An 18,298-nucleotide genomic window follows, 5' to 3' on the forward strand; every position below is an offset into this window, starting at 1 on the left:
ATGCGCGTGGGGCTGGTGGCGGTGACGCTGCCAGCCCCACGCGGGCATCGGGCGGGGGACGTCCACCTGCTGGGGAAGGCCGAAGGAATGAAATTAGAACTGCGGGGGATCACGAAGAGGTTTGGCCCCCTCATCGCCAACGACTCGATCGACTTGACGATCGAGGAGGGGCATATTCACGCGCTGCTTGGAGAGAACGGCGCGGGCAAGTCCACGCTCATGAACGTCCTGTACGGGATGCATGCCCCCGATGAGGGGCAGATCCTCATCGACGGCGAGCCCGTCACGTTCAAGGGACCCGGTGACGCGGTCGCGGCGGGCATCGGCATGGTGCACCAGCACTTCATGCTCATCCCTGTCTTCACGGTCGCCGAGTCGATCGCCCTGGGATTCGAGCCGACCGGTCCGGCGGGGATCATCAGCCGCGAGCGTGCCCGGCAGACGGTGCGCGAGGTCTCGGCGCGTTTCGGCTTCGACCTGGACCCCGACGCCCTCATCGAGGATCTGCCGGTGGGCGCGCAGCAGCGCGTGGAGATTGTCAAGGCGCTATCTCGTCAGGCGAAGGTTCTCATCCTGGACGAGCCGACCGCCGTGCTCACCCCGCAGGAGACGGACGAGCTGATGACGATCATGCGTCAGCTCGCCGACGCGGGAACCTCGATCGTGTTCATCACCCACAAGCTGCGCGAGGTGCGTGCGGTGGCCGATGATATTACGGTGATTCGCCGCGGTCGGGTCGTGGGGCACGCCTCCCCGACGGATTCCGAGGCCTCGCTCGCCACGCACATGGTGGGGCGCGAGGTGCTGATGCGCGTGGAGAAGGAACCCGCGCGCCCTGCGGGCGGTGGCCTGTCCTTCGAGGACGTGTCGTTGCTGGGCGCGGGCGGTGTTCCTCTGCTCGACCACGTGTCCTTCGACGTTCCCCGCGGCGAGATCCTCGCTGTCGCAGGCGTGCAGGGCAACGGACAGACGGAGCTCGCTGAGGCAATCCTGGGACTGCGCACTCCCGACAGCGGGGCTATCCGCCTCGAGGACGCCGATATCACGCGCGCGAAGCCGCGCGAGTCCCTGGATGCGGGAGTGGGCTTCATTCCCGAGGACCGTTCCACGGACGGCATCATCGCTTCATTCTCGATCGCCGACAACCTGGTTTTGGACCAGTTCCGCTCCTCGTCCTTCTCGTCGCTGGGCTCTCTCAAGCGCGGTGCGATTATGCGCAACGCCCGCGACAAGGAAGAAGAATACGACATCCGCCTGACGGCGATTGAGGACCCGGTGTCCTCCCTGTCGGGTGGTAACCAGCAGAAGGTGGTCGTCGCCCGCGAGATGTCGCGCGATCTGACACTGCTGGTCGCGAATCAGCCGACGCGAGGCGTGGATGTCGGCTCGATCGAGTTCATTCACCGTCGGATCGTGGACGTGCGCGATCAGGGCTGCGCGGTGTTGCTCATTTCCTCGGAGCTTGACGAGGTCGTCTCGCTGGCGGATCGCATCGCAGTCATGTACCGCGGCCGCATCGTTGGCATTGTCCCAGCGGACACGGGGCGTGATGTCCTGGGCCTCATGATGGCCGGCGTGCCCTTAGACGAGGCCGTGGCTGCCTCCTCGGGATCAGCCGGGCAGACCGGGGCGTCTCGAAAGGAGGAACAATGAGTACGCGTACGAGTAACCGTCCGGGCATCGGGACCCGGGTCTTTGGGGCGCAGTGGTTTGTGTCGGTGTTGGCCGTCCTCATCGCGTTCGCGATTGGAGCGGTCCTCATCGCCCTGTCTGGGGCGTCCGTGGTCGATGCCTACTACGCGATGTTCCGTGGCTCCATCGTGGACGTGAACGCGGCGAACCCTGTTCGTATGATCAAGCCGCTGACGGACTCCTTGTTCTATTCGATCCCGTTGATCATTTCGGGTTTGGGCCTGGCGCTCGGCTTCCGAGCTGGGCTGTTCAACATCGGCGGTAAGGGCCAGATCATCGTCGGAGCCCTCGCCGCCGTGTGGGTGGGCTTCGCGGTGAGCCTGCCGCCGGTCCTGCACGCGCTGGTGGCCCTCTTCGTCGCGGTTGTCGCGGGTGGCCTCTATGGCGGCATCGCGGGTGTCCTGAAAGCGAAGACGGGCGCGAATGAGGTGATCGTGACGATCATGCTGAACTCGATCGCGACGCTGGGCCTGGGCTACACGCTCACGCAAAAGGCGTGGCAGGTGCCCGGAACGAATCAGCCGGTGACTCCCAAGGTCGCCGACACCGCCGCGCTCGGGCGTCTGCTTCCGGCTCCCTTCAAGCTGCATGTCGGGTTCCTGGTCGCCATCGTCGCCCTTATCGCGTTCTGGTGGCTGATTGAGCGCTCCACGCTGGGCTTCCAGATCCGCGCGGTCGGAGCGAATGCGGCAGCGGCACGCACTGCCGGTATCTCGGTCGAGAAGATCACGGCGATCACGATGGTGATCTCGGGCGCATTCCTCGGCTTGGCCGGCGCGAACGAGGCCCTGGGAACCATCGGCTACGTCTCCCGTGACGTGTCCGGTTCGATCGGTTTCGACGCGATTACGGTGGCCCTGCTGGGACGCAACAGGACGTGGGGAACGTTCGGTGCGGGCCTGCTCTTCGGTGCTTTCAAGGCGGGTGGCTACACGATGCAGGCCAAGGGCGTGCCGATCGACATGATCCTGATCCTGCAGTCGGTCATCGTCCTGCTGATCGCTGCGCCCGCGCTCGTGCGTTGGCTGTTCCGTCTTCCCGATGCTCGCGCTGCGAGCGCACTCACGCGAAAGGGGAACGCTGATGAGCACAAGTGAGCCTGTCGTGGTCACCCAGGTCGAGGCCAAACGCTCCTGGAAGATTCCCGGCATCTACGTGGCTGCCTGCGTGTTGCTCGTGATCTTCGCGGCTGCCTCGCGAGGGGACATGACGCTGCGCCTCAATGACAAATCGCAGTCCTATTCGATCCCCGACATTGTGACTGCAGGTGCGCCCATCGTGTGGGTGCTTGCCGCCATCGGGATTGCGATCACAGCGTGGACGGTCGTGGTGACCCTGCGGCGCATGACGCAGCCCGCGTGGGCGCGCGTCGGCGCAATGGCTGTCGTCGGGCTGTCCACGATCCTGGGCTTCCTGTTCTACGCGGGCTCGGGGTCGACGGGTGTCGTCACCCTTACCTCGACCCTCGTGTCGACGGTGGCCATCTCGACGCCGCTCATCTTCGGCTCTCTCTCGGGTGTCGTCTCGGAGCGGGTGGGCGTCGTCAACATCGCGATCGAGGGCGATCTCCTGGTCGGAGCGTTCGCGGGCGTCATGGCGGCCTCGTACTTCCAGACCCCCTACGCGGGCCTCGTCGCGGCCCCACTCGCGGGAGCTGCCCTGGGGTCCCTCCTCGCCCTCTTCTCCGTGAAGTACGGGGTGGATCAGATCATCGTCGGTGTCGTCCTGAACGTCCTGGCCCTGGGCCTGACGACGTTCTTCTACGGGACGATCATGAAGGATGCTCCGGGTAGTCTGAACACCAACCAGTTCTCGTTGTCTGACATCAAGATCCCCGTGCTGTCGGAGATCCCGATCGTCGGCCCGGTCCTGTTCAACCAGTCGATCCTCGTATACCTGATGTACGCGGCCGTCATCGCCCTGGCGTTCTTCCTGTTCCGCTCGCGCTGGGGCCTGCGGCTGCGGGCCTGCGGTGAGCACCCGCGCGCCGCCGATACCGTCGGTATCAACGTGGGGCGCACGCGCACCCTCAACACGATCCTCGGCTCGTCTTTCGCGGGTCTGGGTGGCGCGTTCTTCACGATTGGTTCGGGGCTGGCATTCACGGACAACATCTCTGCCGGCAACGGCTACATCGCCCTGGCCGCCATGATCCTGGGCAAGTGGAACCCGCTGGGTGCCATGGGCGCAGCCGTCATGTTCGGCTTCGCGCAGGCGCTGGCCCGCATGCTGCCCAACATTGAGCCCGCGATCCCCGCTGACCTCGTGTCGATGATTCCCTACGTGGTCACGATCGTGGCCGTCGCGGGATTCGTCGGAAAGTCGCGGGCACCCGCCGCAGAGAACATCCCCTACGTGAAGTGAGAACCCGTATGGATCCGACAGACATCGACTGGGACGCGCTGCTGAGCGAGGCCATCGATGCCATGCGCCACGCGTATTGCCCGTACTCGAACTTCCCCGTGGGGGCCGCGGGCCTGACCGCGGACGGCTGGCTCGTCAGCGGCTGCAACGTCGAAAACGCTGGCTACGGCGTCACCCTGTGCGCCGAGTGCGGAATGGTCTCCGACCTGATCCGATCTGGAGGGGGCGCGCTCGTCGCGGTCGTCGCCGTCAACGGCAACGAGGAACCGGTGGCACCGTGTGGGCGCTGCCGCCAGCTCATCTACGAGCACGGCGGCCCCTCGTGCATGGTCCTCATGCCCGACGGCGTCGCGCCCATGACCGAGGTGCTTCCCGGCGCTTTTGGGCCCCACGACCTGGCCGACGTTGCAGCGGGCCCCACCCAGGCCTCGTCGAACAAGAAAGAAGGACACGATGGCTCTCTTTGATGCCGTTGACATCATTCGCGTCAAGCGCGACGGGGGGGCGCTGACCCCCGACCAGATCGACTGGACGATCGACGCCTACACCAAGGGCGTCATCAAGGACGAGCAGATGGCTGCGCTGGCCATGGCGATTTTCCTGCGCGGAATGGACCGCGGTGAGATTGCCCGCTGGACGGACGCGATGATCCGCTCGGGTGCGCGCATGGACTTCTCGGGCATTGGCAAGCCAACGGCAGACAAGCACTCCACGGGCGGTGTGGGGGACAAGATCACGCTGCCGCTCGCCCCGCTCGTCGCGTGCTTCGGCGTGGCCGTTCCCCAGCTATCCGGTCGAGGCCTGGGGCACACGGGCGGCACCCTCGACAAGCTCGAGGCCATTCCCGGGTGGCGTGCGCAGCTGAGTAACGACGAGATCATGGCACAGCTGGGCTCCGGCTGTGGCGCGGTCATCTGCGCGGCGGGCTCGGGCCTGGCACCCGCTGACAAGAGGCTCTACGCCCTGCGTGATATTACTTCGACGGTGGAGTCGATTGCGCTCATCGCCAGCTCGATCATGAGCAAGAAGATCGCCGAGGGCACGGGCGCCCTCGTCCTGGATGTGAAGGTAGGGTCGGGTGCTTTCATGAAGGACCTGGACGCCGCGCGCGAGCTTGCCCGCACGATGGTGGACCTTGGCCGTGACGCGGGGGTCGCCACGCGCGCCCTCCTCACCGACATGTCCGTACCGCTGGGACGAAAGATCGGGAACGCCCTTGAGGTGGAGGAATCCATCGAGGTTCTCGCGGGAGGCGGCCCCTCCGATGTCGTCGAGCTGACCTGCGAACTGGCGCGCAACATGCTCGACCTCGCGGGGGTGCACGACGCCGACGTGGAAGCAGCCCTGGCGGACGGCCGCGCGATGGATCGCTGGCGTGCGATGATCGGCGAGCAGGGCGGCGACCCGGATGCGCCGCTGCCACGCGCCACGCACACCCACCAGCTCCTCGCCGAAGCCGGGGGAACCGTCGTCGGGATGGACGCCCTGTCCGTGGGCGTGGCTTCGTGGAGGCTCGGCGCGGGTCGTGCCGTCAAGGAGGACCCGGTCCAGGCTGGTGCCGGTATCGAGATTCATGCCAAGCCTGGCGAAGCTGTTGTGGCGGGTCAGCCCCTTCTCACGCTCCACACCGACGATGAGTGGCGTATCGAGCGTGCCCTTCAGTCCCTGTCCGGTGCCATCGAGATCGCTGACGGGGGCAGCGCTGAGCCTCGCAGCGTCGTCCTGGAGACGGTGTCGTAAGACACGGACGCGTGCGCACCGAAGGGAGAAGGCACCGTGGAACGGCGTGACGAACAGGCGATCGAGGCCGTCAAGCTCTACTACCAGCAGGGCTTGAGCCAGGCCGAGGTTGCCTCCCGTATGGGTCTGTCGCGCCCCACGGTTGCCAAGCTTCTTGCCCACGGCCGCGATCGCGGCTTCGTGACCATCGAGATCCATGATCCGCGCGAGGACGCCTCGGAGATTGCCCAGCGGCTGGAGCAGCGCTTCGGCCTGGTCTGCGCGCGCGTCGCTCACGGACATGACATGGCCGAGGACGAGGCCATCGAGCAGGTCGGTCGAGTTGGCGCGCAGGTGGCTGCCCAGCTCGTGCGTGACGGCATGAGCGTGGGTATTTCCTGGGGGCGCACGATGAGCGCGCTCGCGGCCCACCTGACCCGCGCCCCCCGCGTGGGTGTGCGCGTTGTCCAGCTCAAGGGTGGGACGTCGTTTTCTGAGAGGGCGACGCATGACTTCGAGATCATGCGTTCCTTCTGCGAGGCCTTCGATGCCGAGCCGCGCTACCTGCCGCTGCCCGTGATCTTCCAGGACACGGCAATGCTCTCGATCGTGCGCCGGGACCGGGCTATTGAGCGAATCTTGGAGGAGGGGAGCTGCGTGGACATGGCGGTGTTTACCGTCGGTGCGCTGGGGCGCGAGGCCCTGTCGCTGAACCTCGGTCAGCTCGAAGACGATGAGGTAGATGCGTTGCTGCGCGACGCCGCGGGGGATGCGTGCTCGCGTTTCTATACGCGCGAAGGAGATATCGCGCTGGCCTCGGTCGACCGTCGCACGGTCGGTATCACACTCGATGAGCTGCGTGCTCGCCCCGTGAGGCTATTGGTTGCCGGAGGACGACTGAAGGCTCAAGCGCTTCAGACTGCGCTGCACATGGGATTGGCTACGCACCTCGTGGTCGATCAGGACCTGGCCCTCGCGCTGCTGGAACGGCAGGGTAGGGCAACCCCGAGCGGGGCGCTCGACGGCGCCCCGGTCGGATGAGAACATTTGTCAAACAATTCGTTGACATATATCAATTGCACGGCATAGCCTTGCGACAAGGGTAATGAAGCCTCGATGGAGCCCCTGGCTCCTCGACAACACAGGAGGAAACATGCGCTCGACACCGCACATCAACCCCACCGCCCCCATCGCTCCCACGATTCTCCTGCCCGGAGATCCGCTGCGCGCGAAGTTCATCGCCGAGACCTACCTGGAGGACGCGCAGCAGTTCAACGCCGTGCGCAACATGCTGGGCTACACCGGCACCTATCGCGGCACACCGGTGTCCGTCATGGGTTCGGGCATGGGTATTCCCTCGATCTCGCTGTACGCCCACGAGCTGATCCACGAGTTCGGCTGCACGCGCCTCGTGCGCGTGGGCACGTGCGGTGCTCTGCAAAGTAGCGTCAACCTTTACGACGTCGTGGTTGCCCAGGCGGCGTGCTCGAACTCCGCGTTCCTGGACCAGTACCAGATTCCCGGCTCATACGCGCCGATCGGTTCCTTCCGCCTCATTGACGACGTGGTGCGCCGCGCCCGTGAAGCCGACGTTCCGATCCACGTGGGCAACATCTTGTCCTCCGACACGTTCTATAACGCGAACCCGACCTTCAACGAGGCCTGGCAGCGCATGGGCGTGCTGGCGGTCGAGATGGAGTCCGCAGGCCTGTACGCGACCGCCGCCCACGCGGGTGTCGAGGCCGTCGGTATCTTCACCGTCTCGGACTCCCTGGTCACGGGCGAGGCAACTGACGCTCAGGCGCGCCAGACGTCCTTTACCACCATGATGGAGCTGGCCCTGCCTCTGGCCCAGCTGTGATGCGATAAGAAAGTAGTTCCATGAACAAACACGACGTGGCCGCGATGATCGACCACACAATCCTCAAGCCCGAGGCCAGCAAGGCCGACGTGGAGCGCATCGTCGAGGAGGGGGCCGCCGCCGGCACCTACTCCGTGTGCGTATCGCCGTCCATGCTGCCCCTCCACGTGCCCGAGGGCCTCAAGGTCGCCTGCGTGGTCGGCTTCCCCTCGGGCGCGGTCAAGCCCCAGGTCAAGGCCTTCGAGGCGGCCCAGGCCGTCGCCGACGGCGCGGACGAGATCGACATGGTCATCAACATTGAGTTGGTGAAGGACGGTCGGCTGAGCGAGCTGGAGGAGGAGATCGCGGCCGTTCGACGGGTCGTCCCGGCCCCCCGCGTCCTCAAGGTGATCATCGAGTCCGCCGCCCTGACGGATGACGAGATCGTCGCCGCCTGCACGGCCTCGATGGCCGCAGGAGCAGACTTCGTCAAGACATCGACGGGATTCCACCCCGCGGGCGGTGCCTCGACCCACGCTGTTGCGCTCATGCGCGCCACGGTCGGTGACGCCCTCGGAGTGAAGGCCTCGGGCGGTATCCGAGACGCGCAGACCGCCCTAACCATGATTGAGGCCGGAGCCTCGCGCCTGGGAGTGTCCGCAACCACCGCCATCCTGGCAGGACTGGAGGACTGAAACAATGGATCTGCTCGAGCGCGCCCGTCAGTGGGCCAAGCACGACCCGGACCCCGCCACGGCCTCGTCCCTGAGCGCTGACATTGAGGCTGCGGAGCGCGGCGACGAGAAGGCTGCGGCCCGCGTGGGCGCGGCCATGAACGGTCCCCTCCAGTTCGGCACCGCCGGCCTGCGCGGCGTCGTCGGGCCGGGGGAGTCCCGCATGAACCTCGCCGTCGTCATCCGCGCGACCGCCGGCCTGTGCGAGGTCGTTAAGCGCCACGCGACGGGCACCCCCACGCTCGTCGTCGGCTGCGATGCCCGCTACGGATCCTCCGAGTTCGCCACGGCGGCCTGCCGCGTCGCTTCGGCCGCGGGTGTGCGCGTCCTCGCGCTGCCGCAGGCCAACCCGACCCCGCTCACCGCCTTCTCGATGCTGCACTTCGACGCGGACGCGGGCGTCATGGTAACCGCCTCCCACAACCCCGCTCCGGACAATGGCTACAAGGTCTACCTGGGCGGCACCGTCGCGCAGGGCGACGGGCGCGGCGTCCAGATCGTGCCGCCCTTCGACGCCGAAATCGCAGCCGCCATCGAGGCGGCCCCGCCCGCCGACGAGGTCCCGATGAGCGACGACCTCATCGAGGCCGTGGATCCCCGCGATGACTACGTGGCTTGTGCCTGCGCCCTGGCCTCGGGTGAGGCATCGGCGCGAGAGAACCTGCGCATCGTTCTGACCGCCATGCACGGCGTGGGTGCCGCGATCACCTCGCGCGTCCTGTCCGAAGCCGGGTTCGTCAACGTCTCGCTCGTGGAGGCGCAGGCTCAGCCCGACCCGGATTTCCCGACCGTGCCCTTCCCGAACCCGGAGGAGGCAGGCGCACTCGACATGGCGATCGAGCAGGCGCGCGAGCAGGGGGCCGACCTCATCATCGCGGTTGATCCCGATGCGGACCGCTGCGCGCTCGCGGTGCCCGACCCGGCCTCAGAGACCGGATGGACCCCGCTCAGCGGCGACCAGACCGGTTCCCTCCTGGGTGAGTTCTTGGCCTCGCGCGGCATGACGGGCTCGCTGGCGAACTCGATCGTGTCCTCGCGCCTGCTCTCGCGTATCGCCCGCGCCCACGGGCTGGAACACCACACGACGCTCACGGGCTTCAAGTGGATCGCCCGCGCCCCCGGTCTTGGATTTGGTTACGAAGAGGCCATCGGTTTTTGCCCCGACCCGTCCCATGTGCACGACAAGGACGGCATCGCGACCTCGGTTGTCGCAGCCTCCCTTGTCGCAGCGCTCAAGGCGCAGGGGCGCAGCGTGTGGGACGAACTGGAGCGCTTGGCTCGCCTGCATGGCCTGCACGTGAGCTCGCCGCTGACCTTCCGTGTCGAAGAGATCGCCCAGATTGGCAGCGGTATGGCTCGCCTGCGTGCTCAGCCCCCGGCGGTCCTCGCGGGGTCATCCGTCGTTGAGGTCTCGGACTTATCGCTGGGCTACCGGGGGCTGCCGCCCACGGACGGCGTCCTCGTCCTGACCGAGGCGGGGGACCGTGTCATCGCGCGTCCCTCCGGCACCGAGCCCAAGCTCAAGTGCTACCTCGAGGTGATCCTGCCTGTCGCTGACGGGGAGTCGCTGCCCTGGGAGCAGGCGCGTGAGCGTCTCGATGCAATTAAGGGTGCTTTCGCCGAGATCATCGGCCTGTAGGAGGAACACGGGGACTCCGTCAGCGTATTTTCTGTGGGTAAAGCCCTGCGTAAGGAAATAGATAACGCTATACTTGCGTATATGGACACTCGCAGTGAATTGCTGGCGGAGACCCTCCCCTTCGCTGACCGGCCCGTCGAGAAAGCGCCCGGCCACTGGGTGCTCGCGCGCGCCGGAAAAACGGTGCTGCGCCCCGGGGGGCTCGCCCTCAGCACCTGGGCACTCAAGCGTGCCGTTCTACCCGGTGCCGACGTCGTCGAGTTTGCGCCCGGCCTGGGCGTGACGGCCTCGGCGATCATCAGGGTAGGCCCCGCGTCCTACGTGGGCGTGGAACGCGATCCGAATGCTTCCGCGCGCGTGGACGCCATCGCCTCGGGCGTGGGGCGCTGCGTGAACGCAGACGCCGCGCAGACCGGCCTGCCCGATGAGAGCGCGGACGTCGTCGTCGGCGAAGCCATGCTCTCCATGCAGGGAGAGAAGGCCAAGCGCGCCATCATGAGCGAGGCAGCGCGCATCCTGCGCCCCGGCGGCCGCTACGTCATTCACGAACTGGCGATGCGTCCCGACAGGATCGAGGAGGAGCCCGCCACCGAGATCCGCCGCGCCCTCGCACGCGCCATCAACGTCAACGCCAGGCCTCTCACGGTCGCCGACTGGCGGCGCTCGCTCGAGGAGGTCGGCCTCATCGTCGATGAGACCCGCACGGCACCCATGGCCCTGCTCAAGCCCGGCCGCGTGATCGCTGACGAGGGCGTGATCGGTGCGCTGCGCATCATGCGCAACGTCGTGCGGGACAAGGACCTGCGCGAACGCGTCACGACCATGGCGCGCACGTTTAAGAAATATGATCGACACCTGTGCGGCGTCGCCATCGTCGCGCGCAAACCCAAGGAGAACCAATGAGCCTGTCACCCGAATCGAACACCGAGGTCCCCACGCCCGTCATGACGGACCTGCAAGACATCGCCTCGATGATCCAGATCAACGAGGAAGCCACGGTGTCGCGCACCGTCATGCACGCCGAAGGCGTCCGCCTGGTCCTCTTCAGCTTCGATACGGGCGAGGTCCTCAGCGAGCACACCGCCGCGATGCCCGCCATCCTCCACACCCTTGAGGGTGCCCTCGAGATCGAGGCGGACGGGCGCACGGTCGTCCTCAAGCCTGGCGACGTCATCCACTTCGGCACGCGACTGCCGCACGCCGTGCGCGCGCTCGAGCCCTCGAAGATGGCGCTGTACATGCTGGACCGACGCGAACGCCCCAAGGCCTGACTCCGACACTGCGTAGCGGGCCCCGTCCTCGTGAGGTGATGAGCGAGGATGGGGCCCGTTTGTCCTATCCTCGCCAGCTTGGCGGAGCTGCGGTGCCCCGCGCGGCGTTACTCCAGCGATGCCTTTCCTGCGCCTGTCGCGACCAGCCAGAGGCCGGCCTCGACGATGATTCCGGAGACCACGAAGACGATGGGCACGGAAACGCGCGCGTCCATGAGGGTGGTGGCAGCCAGGGCGATGCCGTGGGCGGTGCCCAGGACGCCTCCGCCGAAGAGGATGGGCCACGCGGCGCGATGCGCGCGCTCCCAGGCCTCGGAGCCGGCTTCGAGGCCGTGCAAGCGAAGCCCCAGCGGAGGACGACACACGCCGGATCGCGCCGTCAGCCCCGACGCGAAGAGGTAGAGGCCGCCCGCGATGAGAGCTGCGGCGAGAAGTAGGAAGAGGACGATCAGTCCGACGTGCACGGGGACCCCCAGACAGACAAGCGTTTCACGGCCGTTTCACGCGGGCCGCGCGACCATTCTACCCGGCACCGGCCTCCTCACTTCGATAGCGTGCGCAAGTGGCGCGTGGGTGCGCGAACCACCGTCGCTCAGAAGTAGCAGGCGATCGGCCCCTTCGGCCCCGGTACGACGGTGACGGGGGTATCGAAGACGTCGGTCAGGACCTCGTCGCGCATGATCTCCTCGGGTGTGCCCATGAAGGCCACGCTCCCGTCCTTCAGAGCACAGACCTGTGAGGCGTAGCGGGCCGCGAAGTTGATGTCGTGCAGGACGATGACGATCGTGCGCGAAAACTCGCGCGCCGCGCGTTCCAGCATCCGCATCATCTCGACGCTGCGCGCGATGTCCAGGTTGTTGAGGGGCTCGTCCAGCAGGACGTACTCCGTTTCCTGGGCGAGCACCATGGCAACGTAAGCGCGCTGACGCTGGCCGCCCGAGAGCTGGTCCAGGTAGCGCCCTTCGAGCTCCTCCAGGTCGAGGAAACCGATGTAGCGGTCGATGATCGCCTCATCTTCCGCGCTCAGGCGTCCCTTCGAGTGGGGGAAGCGTCCGAAACCCACCAGCTGGCGCACCGTGAGGCGCGAAATGAAGTGGTTCTCCTGGCGCAGGATCGACAGGGTGCGTGCCAGCTCGGAGGACTTCGTCGTGGCCACGTTGAGGCCGCCGACCTCGATCGTGCCCTCGTCGATGCCGAGGAGACGTCCGATCATAGTGAGCAGCGTCGACTTGCCCGCGCCGTTGGGGCCCACGAGCGCCGTGATGCCGCCCGTGGGGATGTCGAGGGAGACCTCGCCGATGCGCACTGACGGCGAGTACTGCTTGACGACGGAATCGATGGAGATCACAGGCGGCCTTTCCGCAAAATAGTGACGATGAACGCGAGTCCGCCGACGAACTCGATGATGATGGAGACGACGCCCTGCGTGTTGAACACGTGATTCATGACGAAGTACGCGCTGGCCAGGATTGCGGCACCCAGTGCGACGGACATCGCGAAGATGTATCGGTGATCGTGCGTGTCCGAGAACTGGTAGGCCAGCGTCGCCACGAGGAACCCGAGGAACGTCATGGGACCTACGAGAGCGGTCGACGTGGCCATGAGGATCGACACCAGGACGAGGATGAGCACCGAGGTGTGGCGATGGTTCAGGCCCAGGTTGGTGGCCGTCTCGCGGCCGAGCGATAGCACCGAGAGCTGGCGCGTGAGCAACACGAGCGCGAGCGCCGTGACTGCGACGAGCGGCACCGCGATCGGGAAATACTCCTTCTGGGCGTTGGCGATCGACCCGAAGAGGCGCGCGGTGAGCACGTCGAACTCCGAGGGTGTGAGTAGCCTCTGCATGAAGGTGGAGATCGAGCCGAGGCCCGCGCCCAGCATGACGCCGATGAGGAGCATCGCGTGCATCGAGGCCCGCTGTGAGGTGAGCAGCCACGAGTAGAGCGCGAGGGTCAGGGCGATCATGAGGGCGAGCTGCCCGACAAAGTTGCCAACCGTCGCCGACGCGTTGAGGCCGGCGACGCCCAGGAAAAAGATCGTGGAGGTGTGGATCGCCCGGTACAGGGACTCGAAACCAAGGATCGAGGGCGTGATGATGCGGTTGTTAGCCACCGTCTGGAAGGCGACCGTCGCCATGCCCTGGCACACCGAGACAATGGCGATCGCGAGGACCGCGAAGGCGCGCCGACGGGCGAGCCTCCAGAAGACTGGGCTTCCAAACTCCGCGGGATTCTTCCAGGCGATGAGGCCGATGCAGGCGAGGATCGCGACCGCGCACACGGCTCCGAAGAGGATCCACCAGCGTCGACGGGCGGCCGGGGACGTGAAGGCGCCGGTGCGCCGAGTCGGTCGCTTCGTGCGTGCGGACGAGGCCGGGGCGGGGACCGGGGAAGAGGTCTCGCGTTGCGTGGGGGAAGACAGGATGCTCATAGCACGGCTCCCTTCTTGGCCTGGCGCAGCACGAGCGCGATAAAGACGAAAGCTCCGAGGACGCCCAGGATGACAGACACGGGCATCTCGAAGGGGGAGATGATCGTGCGTGCCAGCAGGTCCGTGACCGTCACGAGGGCGATGCCCGCCAGGCATACCCAGGGGAGGTTCGTGCGCAGGTTGTCACCCATCGACATGGACACGAGGTTGGGGACGATCAGACCGAGGAACGGCAGGGATCCGACGACGACGGTGACGACGCCGGTCGCCACGGCTACGAGCCCCGTCGCGATGAGGACCATGCGGTGGTAGTTGACGCCGAGGGAGATGGCGATGTCCTCGCCGAGGGACACGGCCGTCAGCCGGTCCGCCATGATGAACACGATCGCCACGACGACGGTGACGATCCACAGGACCTCGTATTGGCCCTCGTAGACCGACGTGAAGGATCCCTGGAACCAGACGGACACGCTCTGCAGGGTGTTCGTCTCGAGTGCCAGGAACGTCGAGATCGCGGAGACGACCGCGCCGAGCATCATGCCCATAATCGGCACGAGCAGTGAGGAGCGCAGGGAGACGCGGCGCAGCAGCGCGAAGAACACCATCGTGCCCACGAACGCGAAGACGATCGCGCAGGTCATGCGCACCAGGATCGGGGCGCCGGGCCACACGATCATGATGACGAGCAGGCCCAGACCCGCCCACTCGGTCGTGCCCGTCGTTGAGGGCTCGGCGAATCGGTTCTGGGTGACCAGCTGCATGACGAGGCCGCTCATCGACATCGCGGCGCCCGACAGGACGAGCGCGATCGTGCGCGGGACGCGCACGGCGAGGAAAATTTGCCACCCGTCGTCCTGGGAGAGAATCGAGTACTCGCCGGTCGACAGGGATAGGACGAGGAGCGCAGCCACGGCGAGCGCGGCCAGGGCGAGCGCCAGGGGATGGCGCTTCGACGAGGCCGGGGCGGCCTCACGCTTGAGTGCGGCTTCCGCGGGTGTGGTGGTGGGAGAGTGCGTCATAAGATAGCGGGGTGCGGGTGCCGCCCCAAGGGGCGGCACCCGCACGGTGTCAGAGGGTCACTTCTTCGCGGCTTCGAAGGCGTCCGCGATGGAGTTGAAGATCTCCGTGTAGGTGATGATGGACTCGTTGGTGTACGTGTCGTTGGGCGCGTACACGACGTGCTTGTTCTGCAGCGCGGCGACGTTCTGCAGCGCAGCGTTACCGTTGATGACAGTCTCGGCCGGGGTGTTCGAGCCGTCCTTGGTGATGGCGGCGTCGCGGTCGAGGACGAAGATCCACGCCGGGTTGGCCTCGGCGATGGCCTCGACGGAGATGTCATCGCCCGTGTGCGAGTCGGTCGAGCCCTCGACCTCGAGGGCCGGCTTCAGGCCGAGCAGGTCGAAGACCGGGCCCCAGGTGCGGCCCTTGCCGGGTGCCACGTAGCCGATGTTGCCGCCGGAGACGTCGACCGCCATGACGGTCGAGGAGCCGTCGTAGGCCTTCTTCGCGCGCTCGATCGAGGCGTTGAAGTCGTCGACGAGCTTCTTGGCCTCGTCCTGCTTGCCGAAGATCTCGCCGAGGGTGGTGACCTCGCGGATGAGTTCCTCGTTGAAGGGCTTACCATCGCGCGGCTCGAGGTTGATGAGCGGGACGTCGGGCGCGAGCTCCTTGATCTGCGCGTCGTACTTGGAGAAGCGCTGACCGGAGATGATGAGGTCGGGTTCGGCGGCGACCAGGGCCTCCAGGTTGGGGTCACGGTGCATGCCCACGTCGGCAACGTCCTCGCCGTTGAATGCGGTGATGGTGGTGGGAATCAGCATCTTGGGGGCGGCGACGAGGGGCACATCCCACTGCTGCAGCACCTCGAAGGTGCGGTTGTCGAGGGAGGCTGCGCGGGTGACGGGCAGCTTGATCTCGACCGTGCCGTCGTTCGCTTCGACCGTCACGGACGAGGGCTGGGTGGCCTGCATGGTCTCGCTCGCGGTAGCGGAGGGCTCGGAGGAAGACTGAGAGGATGAGGTGGTGGCACCGGAAGAGCATGCGGCCAGGCCGAGGGCGGCGACGGCGGCGAGAGCGGCCAGCGAGGTGGTCGTGCGAGACATTATTTCTCCGTGAGTTAGCTGTGTGGGGGCTTCATTAGGAAAACCAAGGCTTACCTAATTTGCGAAACTAACCTTACAGTTGTTTTGAGTCTCGTGTGTGTGTGAATGCGCGCATAGTTTCGAGGGGTGGGCCCGTGTTTGCGTTCGCCTCCGTCGGCCACACGCTCCTGCTACTCTCGCTCGCTTGTCACACTCACCAGTCCCATCAAACTCGCAGGAAATATGGTGTTTCTAACACTAGTAGTCTTGCTGGAACGTGGCTTGTTTCCAATGTTTTTGCTTTGAGTCCTCGTGACGTCCTGGGAGAATTGCATGTGAAGCTAGGTGTGCAACACGTCGCTGGTCGCGGTGAGTAAGTCGAGGGGCGGTGCTCACGCGAGCACCGCCCCTCGGGAAACGGCCCGGCTTGCCGAGCGAGCGTCAGCTCAGTCGACCAAGCCCTTCACGGCCTCGTCGAGTTCGGTAACCCAATCCGCACCCGACACGTCGGCGGGCATGCGCCAATCTCCGCGCGGGGACAGCGAGCCGCCGGCCATGACCTTCGGGCCGTTGGGCAAGGCGCTGCGCTTGAACTGCTGGCTGAAGAAACGCCACAGGAACAGGCGCTCCCACTTGACGATCTCCTCGAGCGAGTACGCGACCTTGTCCTCCTCGGGGAAGCCGACCGGCCACGAGCCGGCCGAGGCATCCGACCAGGCCTTCTCCGCCAGGAACGCGATCTTCGAGGGGCGCGCTCCACGACGCAGCACGTGGTACAGCGTGAAGTCCTGCAGGTTGTAGGGGCCGATCTTGTCCTGTGTGGACTGCATCTTCTCGCCCGGCTTGGCGGGAACCAGCTCGGGGGAGATCTCCGTGTGCAGGATCGACAGGAGCACCTCGCCGACGTGGTCGTCGAACTGCTTGGAGGCCACGACCCAGCGGATCAAGTGCTGCATGAGGGTCTTGGGCACGCCCGTGTTGACCGCGTAGTGGCTCATCTGGTCGCCCACGCCGTACGTGCACCAGCCCAGCGCCAGCTCGGACAGGTCGCCCGTGCCCAGCACGATGCCGCCCAGGTGGTTGGCCAGGCGGAACAGGTAGTCGGTGCGCAGGCCCGCCTGGACGTTCTCGAAGGTCACGTCGTAGGTGGCCTCTCCCTCGCCGTAGGGGTGGCCGATGTCGGCCAGCATCTGCGTGGCGGCCGGACGGATGTCGATCTCCTCGAAGGATGTGCCCAGGTACTGGCACAGCAGGGTTGCGTTCTTCTTCGTGCGCTCGGAGGTGGCGAAGCCGGGCAGCGTGTAGCACAGGATGTCCGTGCGCGGACGGCCCAGCAGATCCATCGCGCGGGAGGCCACGACCAGCGCGTGCGTGGAATCCAGGCCACCCGAGACACCGATGACGATCTTCGGGTTGCCGATCGCGCGCAGGCGCTGGACCAGGCCGGCCACCTGAATGTTGTAGGCCTCGTAGCAGTCCTGCTCCAGGCGCGTGGGGTCGTTGGGGACGAAGGGGAAGCGGTTGACCGGGCGCTCCAGGCCCAGGTCGGTGCGCGGCGGATCGAGCGTGAACTCGACCTCCTGCGGGGCCATGCGCTCGTCGCCCGCGAAGTAGCGCTGGGCGTTGTCCGTGAACGAGTTCTGGCGCTTGCGCTCGGTGCGCAGGCGCTCCAGGTCCACGTCGGCGATCGTGATGTGCGCACCCTCCTGGAAGCGTTCGCCAATCGCCAGGCGGTCCCCGGCCTCGTAAATCATGGCCTCGCCGTCCCAGGCGAGGTCCGTGCTGGACTCGCCCATGCCGGCCGCCGTGTACACGTAGGCGGCCGAGCAACGTGCGGATACTGAGCGCACCATGAGCTCGCGGTCTGCGCCGCGTCCCACGGTGATGGGGGAGGCCGACAGGTTCGCCAGGACGGTCGCGCCCGCGAGCGCCAGCTCTGTGGCCGGGGTGACGGGCACCCACATGTCCTCGCAGATCTCGATGCCGATGGTCAGGCCGGGCACGTCGTCGGCGGACAGGAGGACCTGGCCGAAGGGAACCCACACGGGGCCACCGGAAAACTCCTCGATGCCGCCCCACGGCACCTCGATGCGCTCGCATGCGCGCGGGGGCATGGTGACGAAGTGGCGCTTCTCGTAGAACTCGCGGTAGTTGGGCAGGTGCGACTTGGGGACGATTCCCAGCACGCGGCCGCGGTGGATGGCGACGGCGCAGTTGTACAGGGCGTTGTCTTTGCGCAGGGGTGCGCCCACGATGAGGAGGGGCAGCAGGTCGGCGCTGGCTTCGACGATGTCGGCGAGGGCCTTCTCGACGTTATCGAGCAGCACGTCCTGCAGGAAGAGGTCGTCGATGGCGTAGCCGGAGACGCACAGCTCGGGGAAGACGGCCATCGCGACGCCGCGCGTATCAAGCTCGCGGGCGGCGTCGATGATCTCGCGCGCGTTTTCGAACGGGCGAGCGGGGTGTACGGGCAGCGTAACGGCAGCAACACGGGCAAAACCCTGATCGTAGAGGGAATGAAAGTTCAT

Annotated in this window: 17 protein-coding genes; 11 read left to right on the forward strand and 6 right to left on the reverse strand. The window is 66.4% G+C overall.

Going from position 1 to position 18,298, the window contains the following annotated elements:
* Nucleotides 1–87 precede the first annotated feature (87 nt).
* From RDV55_RS07230 to RDV55_RS07280, 11 genes are all read left to right on the forward strand, one after another.
* Nucleotides 88–1,653, forward strand: coding sequence for an ABC transporter ATP-binding protein (locus RDV55_RS07230; RefSeq protein ID WP_111823562.1), 1,566 nt, complete (start codon nt 88–90; stop codon nt 1,651–1,653).
* Entirely contained in the window at nt 1,650–2,789 is a 1,140-nt protein-coding gene (locus tag RDV55_RS07235) for an ABC transporter permease (RefSeq protein ID WP_111823563.1), read from the forward strand. Before RDV55_RS07230 ends, RDV55_RS07235 begins: the two co-directional genes overlap by 4 nt.
* Complete coding sequence (locus RDV55_RS07240; protein WP_111823564.1) at nt 2,776–4,056, forward strand: ABC transporter permease; 1,281 nt, start codon at nt 2,776–2,778, stop codon at nt 4,054–4,056. The genes RDV55_RS07235 and RDV55_RS07240 overlap by 14 nt, the downstream gene beginning before the upstream one ends.
* 8 nt (nt 4,057–4,064) lie before the next feature.
* Nucleotides 4,065–4,523, forward strand: coding sequence for a cytidine deaminase (locus RDV55_RS07245; RefSeq protein ID WP_111823565.1), 459 nt, complete (start codon nt 4,065–4,067; stop codon nt 4,521–4,523).
* Complete coding sequence (locus RDV55_RS07250) at nt 4,510–5,796, forward strand: thymidine phosphorylase (protein ID WP_111823567.1); 1,287 nt, start codon at nt 4,510–4,512, stop codon at nt 5,794–5,796. The genes RDV55_RS07245 and RDV55_RS07250 overlap by 14 nt, the downstream gene beginning before the upstream one ends.
* Before the next feature lie 36 nt (nt 5,797–5,832).
* Entirely contained in the window at nt 5,833–6,816 is a 984-nt protein-coding gene (locus tag RDV55_RS07255; RefSeq protein ID WP_111823568.1) for a sugar-binding transcriptional regulator, read from the forward strand.
* A 112-nt stretch (nt 6,817–6,928) separates the two neighbouring features.
* On the forward strand, nt 6,929–7,636 hold the full coding sequence (deoD, locus tag RDV55_RS07260; RefSeq protein ID WP_111823570.1) for a purine-nucleoside phosphorylase: 708 nt from the start codon (nt 6,929–6,931) through the stop codon (nt 7,634–7,636).
* Nucleotides 7,637–7,656: 20 nt separating this feature from the next.
* Nucleotides 7,657–8,310, forward strand: coding sequence for a deoxyribose-phosphate aldolase (deoC, locus tag RDV55_RS07265; RefSeq protein WP_111823572.1), 654 nt, complete (start codon nt 7,657–7,659; stop codon nt 8,308–8,310).
* Nucleotides 8,311–8,314: 4 nt separating this feature from the next.
* Nucleotides 8,315–9,988: a phospho-sugar mutase gene (locus tag RDV55_RS07270; RefSeq protein ID WP_111823574.1), complete on the forward strand. Its 1,674-nt coding sequence runs from the start codon at nt 8,315–8,317 to the stop codon at nt 9,986–9,988.
* Between the two features lie 81 nt (nt 9,989–10,069).
* Nucleotides 10,070–10,891: a class I SAM-dependent methyltransferase gene (locus RDV55_RS07275; protein WP_111823575.1), complete on the forward strand. Its 822-nt coding sequence runs from the start codon at nt 10,070–10,072 to the stop codon at nt 10,889–10,891.
* Entirely contained in the window at nt 10,888–11,259 is a 372-nt protein-coding gene (locus tag RDV55_RS07280; RefSeq protein ID WP_111823576.1) for a cupin domain-containing protein, read from the forward strand. Before RDV55_RS07275 ends, RDV55_RS07280 begins: the two co-directional genes overlap by 4 nt.
* A gap of 107 nt (nt 11,260–11,366) precedes the next feature.
* Here the strand turns inward: RDV55_RS07280 and RDV55_RS07285 are convergent, their stop codons facing one another.
* The 6 genes from RDV55_RS07285 to RDV55_RS07310 form a co-directional block, all read right to left on the reverse strand.
* Nucleotides 11,367–11,723, reverse strand: a complete 357-nt coding sequence (locus RDV55_RS07285; RefSeq protein ID WP_111823577.1) for a permease — start codon at nt 11,721–11,723, stop codon at nt 11,367–11,369.
* A 128-nt stretch (nt 11,724–11,851) separates the two neighbouring features.
* Nucleotides 11,852–12,607, reverse strand: coding sequence for an iron ABC transporter ATP-binding protein (locus tag RDV55_RS07290; protein WP_111823579.1), 756 nt, complete (start codon nt 12,605–12,607; stop codon nt 11,852–11,854).
* The gene (locus tag RDV55_RS07295) at nt 12,604–13,689 is read right to left on the reverse strand and encodes an iron chelate uptake ABC transporter family permease subunit (protein ID WP_111823580.1); all 1,086 of its coding nucleotides are present in this window, start codon (nt 13,687–13,689) and stop codon (nt 12,604–12,606) included. The genes RDV55_RS07290 and RDV55_RS07295 overlap by 4 nt, the downstream gene beginning before the upstream one ends.
* Nucleotides 13,686–14,708 carry an ABC transporter permease gene (locus RDV55_RS07300; protein WP_111823581.1) on the reverse strand — a complete coding sequence of 341 codons (1,023 nt, stop codon included), beginning with the start codon at nt 14,706–14,708 and terminating at the stop codon, nt 13,686–13,688. The genes RDV55_RS07295 and RDV55_RS07300 overlap by 4 nt, the downstream gene beginning before the upstream one ends.
* A 57-nt stretch (nt 14,709–14,765) precedes the next feature.
* Entirely contained in the window at nt 14,766–15,791 is a 1,026-nt protein-coding gene (locus RDV55_RS07305) for a siderophore ABC transporter substrate-binding protein (RefSeq protein WP_111823582.1), read from the reverse strand.
* A 425-nt stretch (nt 15,792–16,216) separates the two neighbouring features.
* Nucleotides 16,217–18,298: an NAD(+) synthase gene (locus RDV55_RS07310; RefSeq protein ID WP_111823584.1), complete on the reverse strand. Its 2,082-nt coding sequence runs from the start codon at nt 18,296–18,298 to the stop codon at nt 16,217–16,219.

This window comes from Schaalia odontolytica, from assembly GCF_031191545.1.
Taxonomy (GTDB): domain Bacteria; phylum Actinomycetota; class Actinomycetes; order Actinomycetales; family Actinomycetaceae; genus Pauljensenia; species Pauljensenia odontolytica.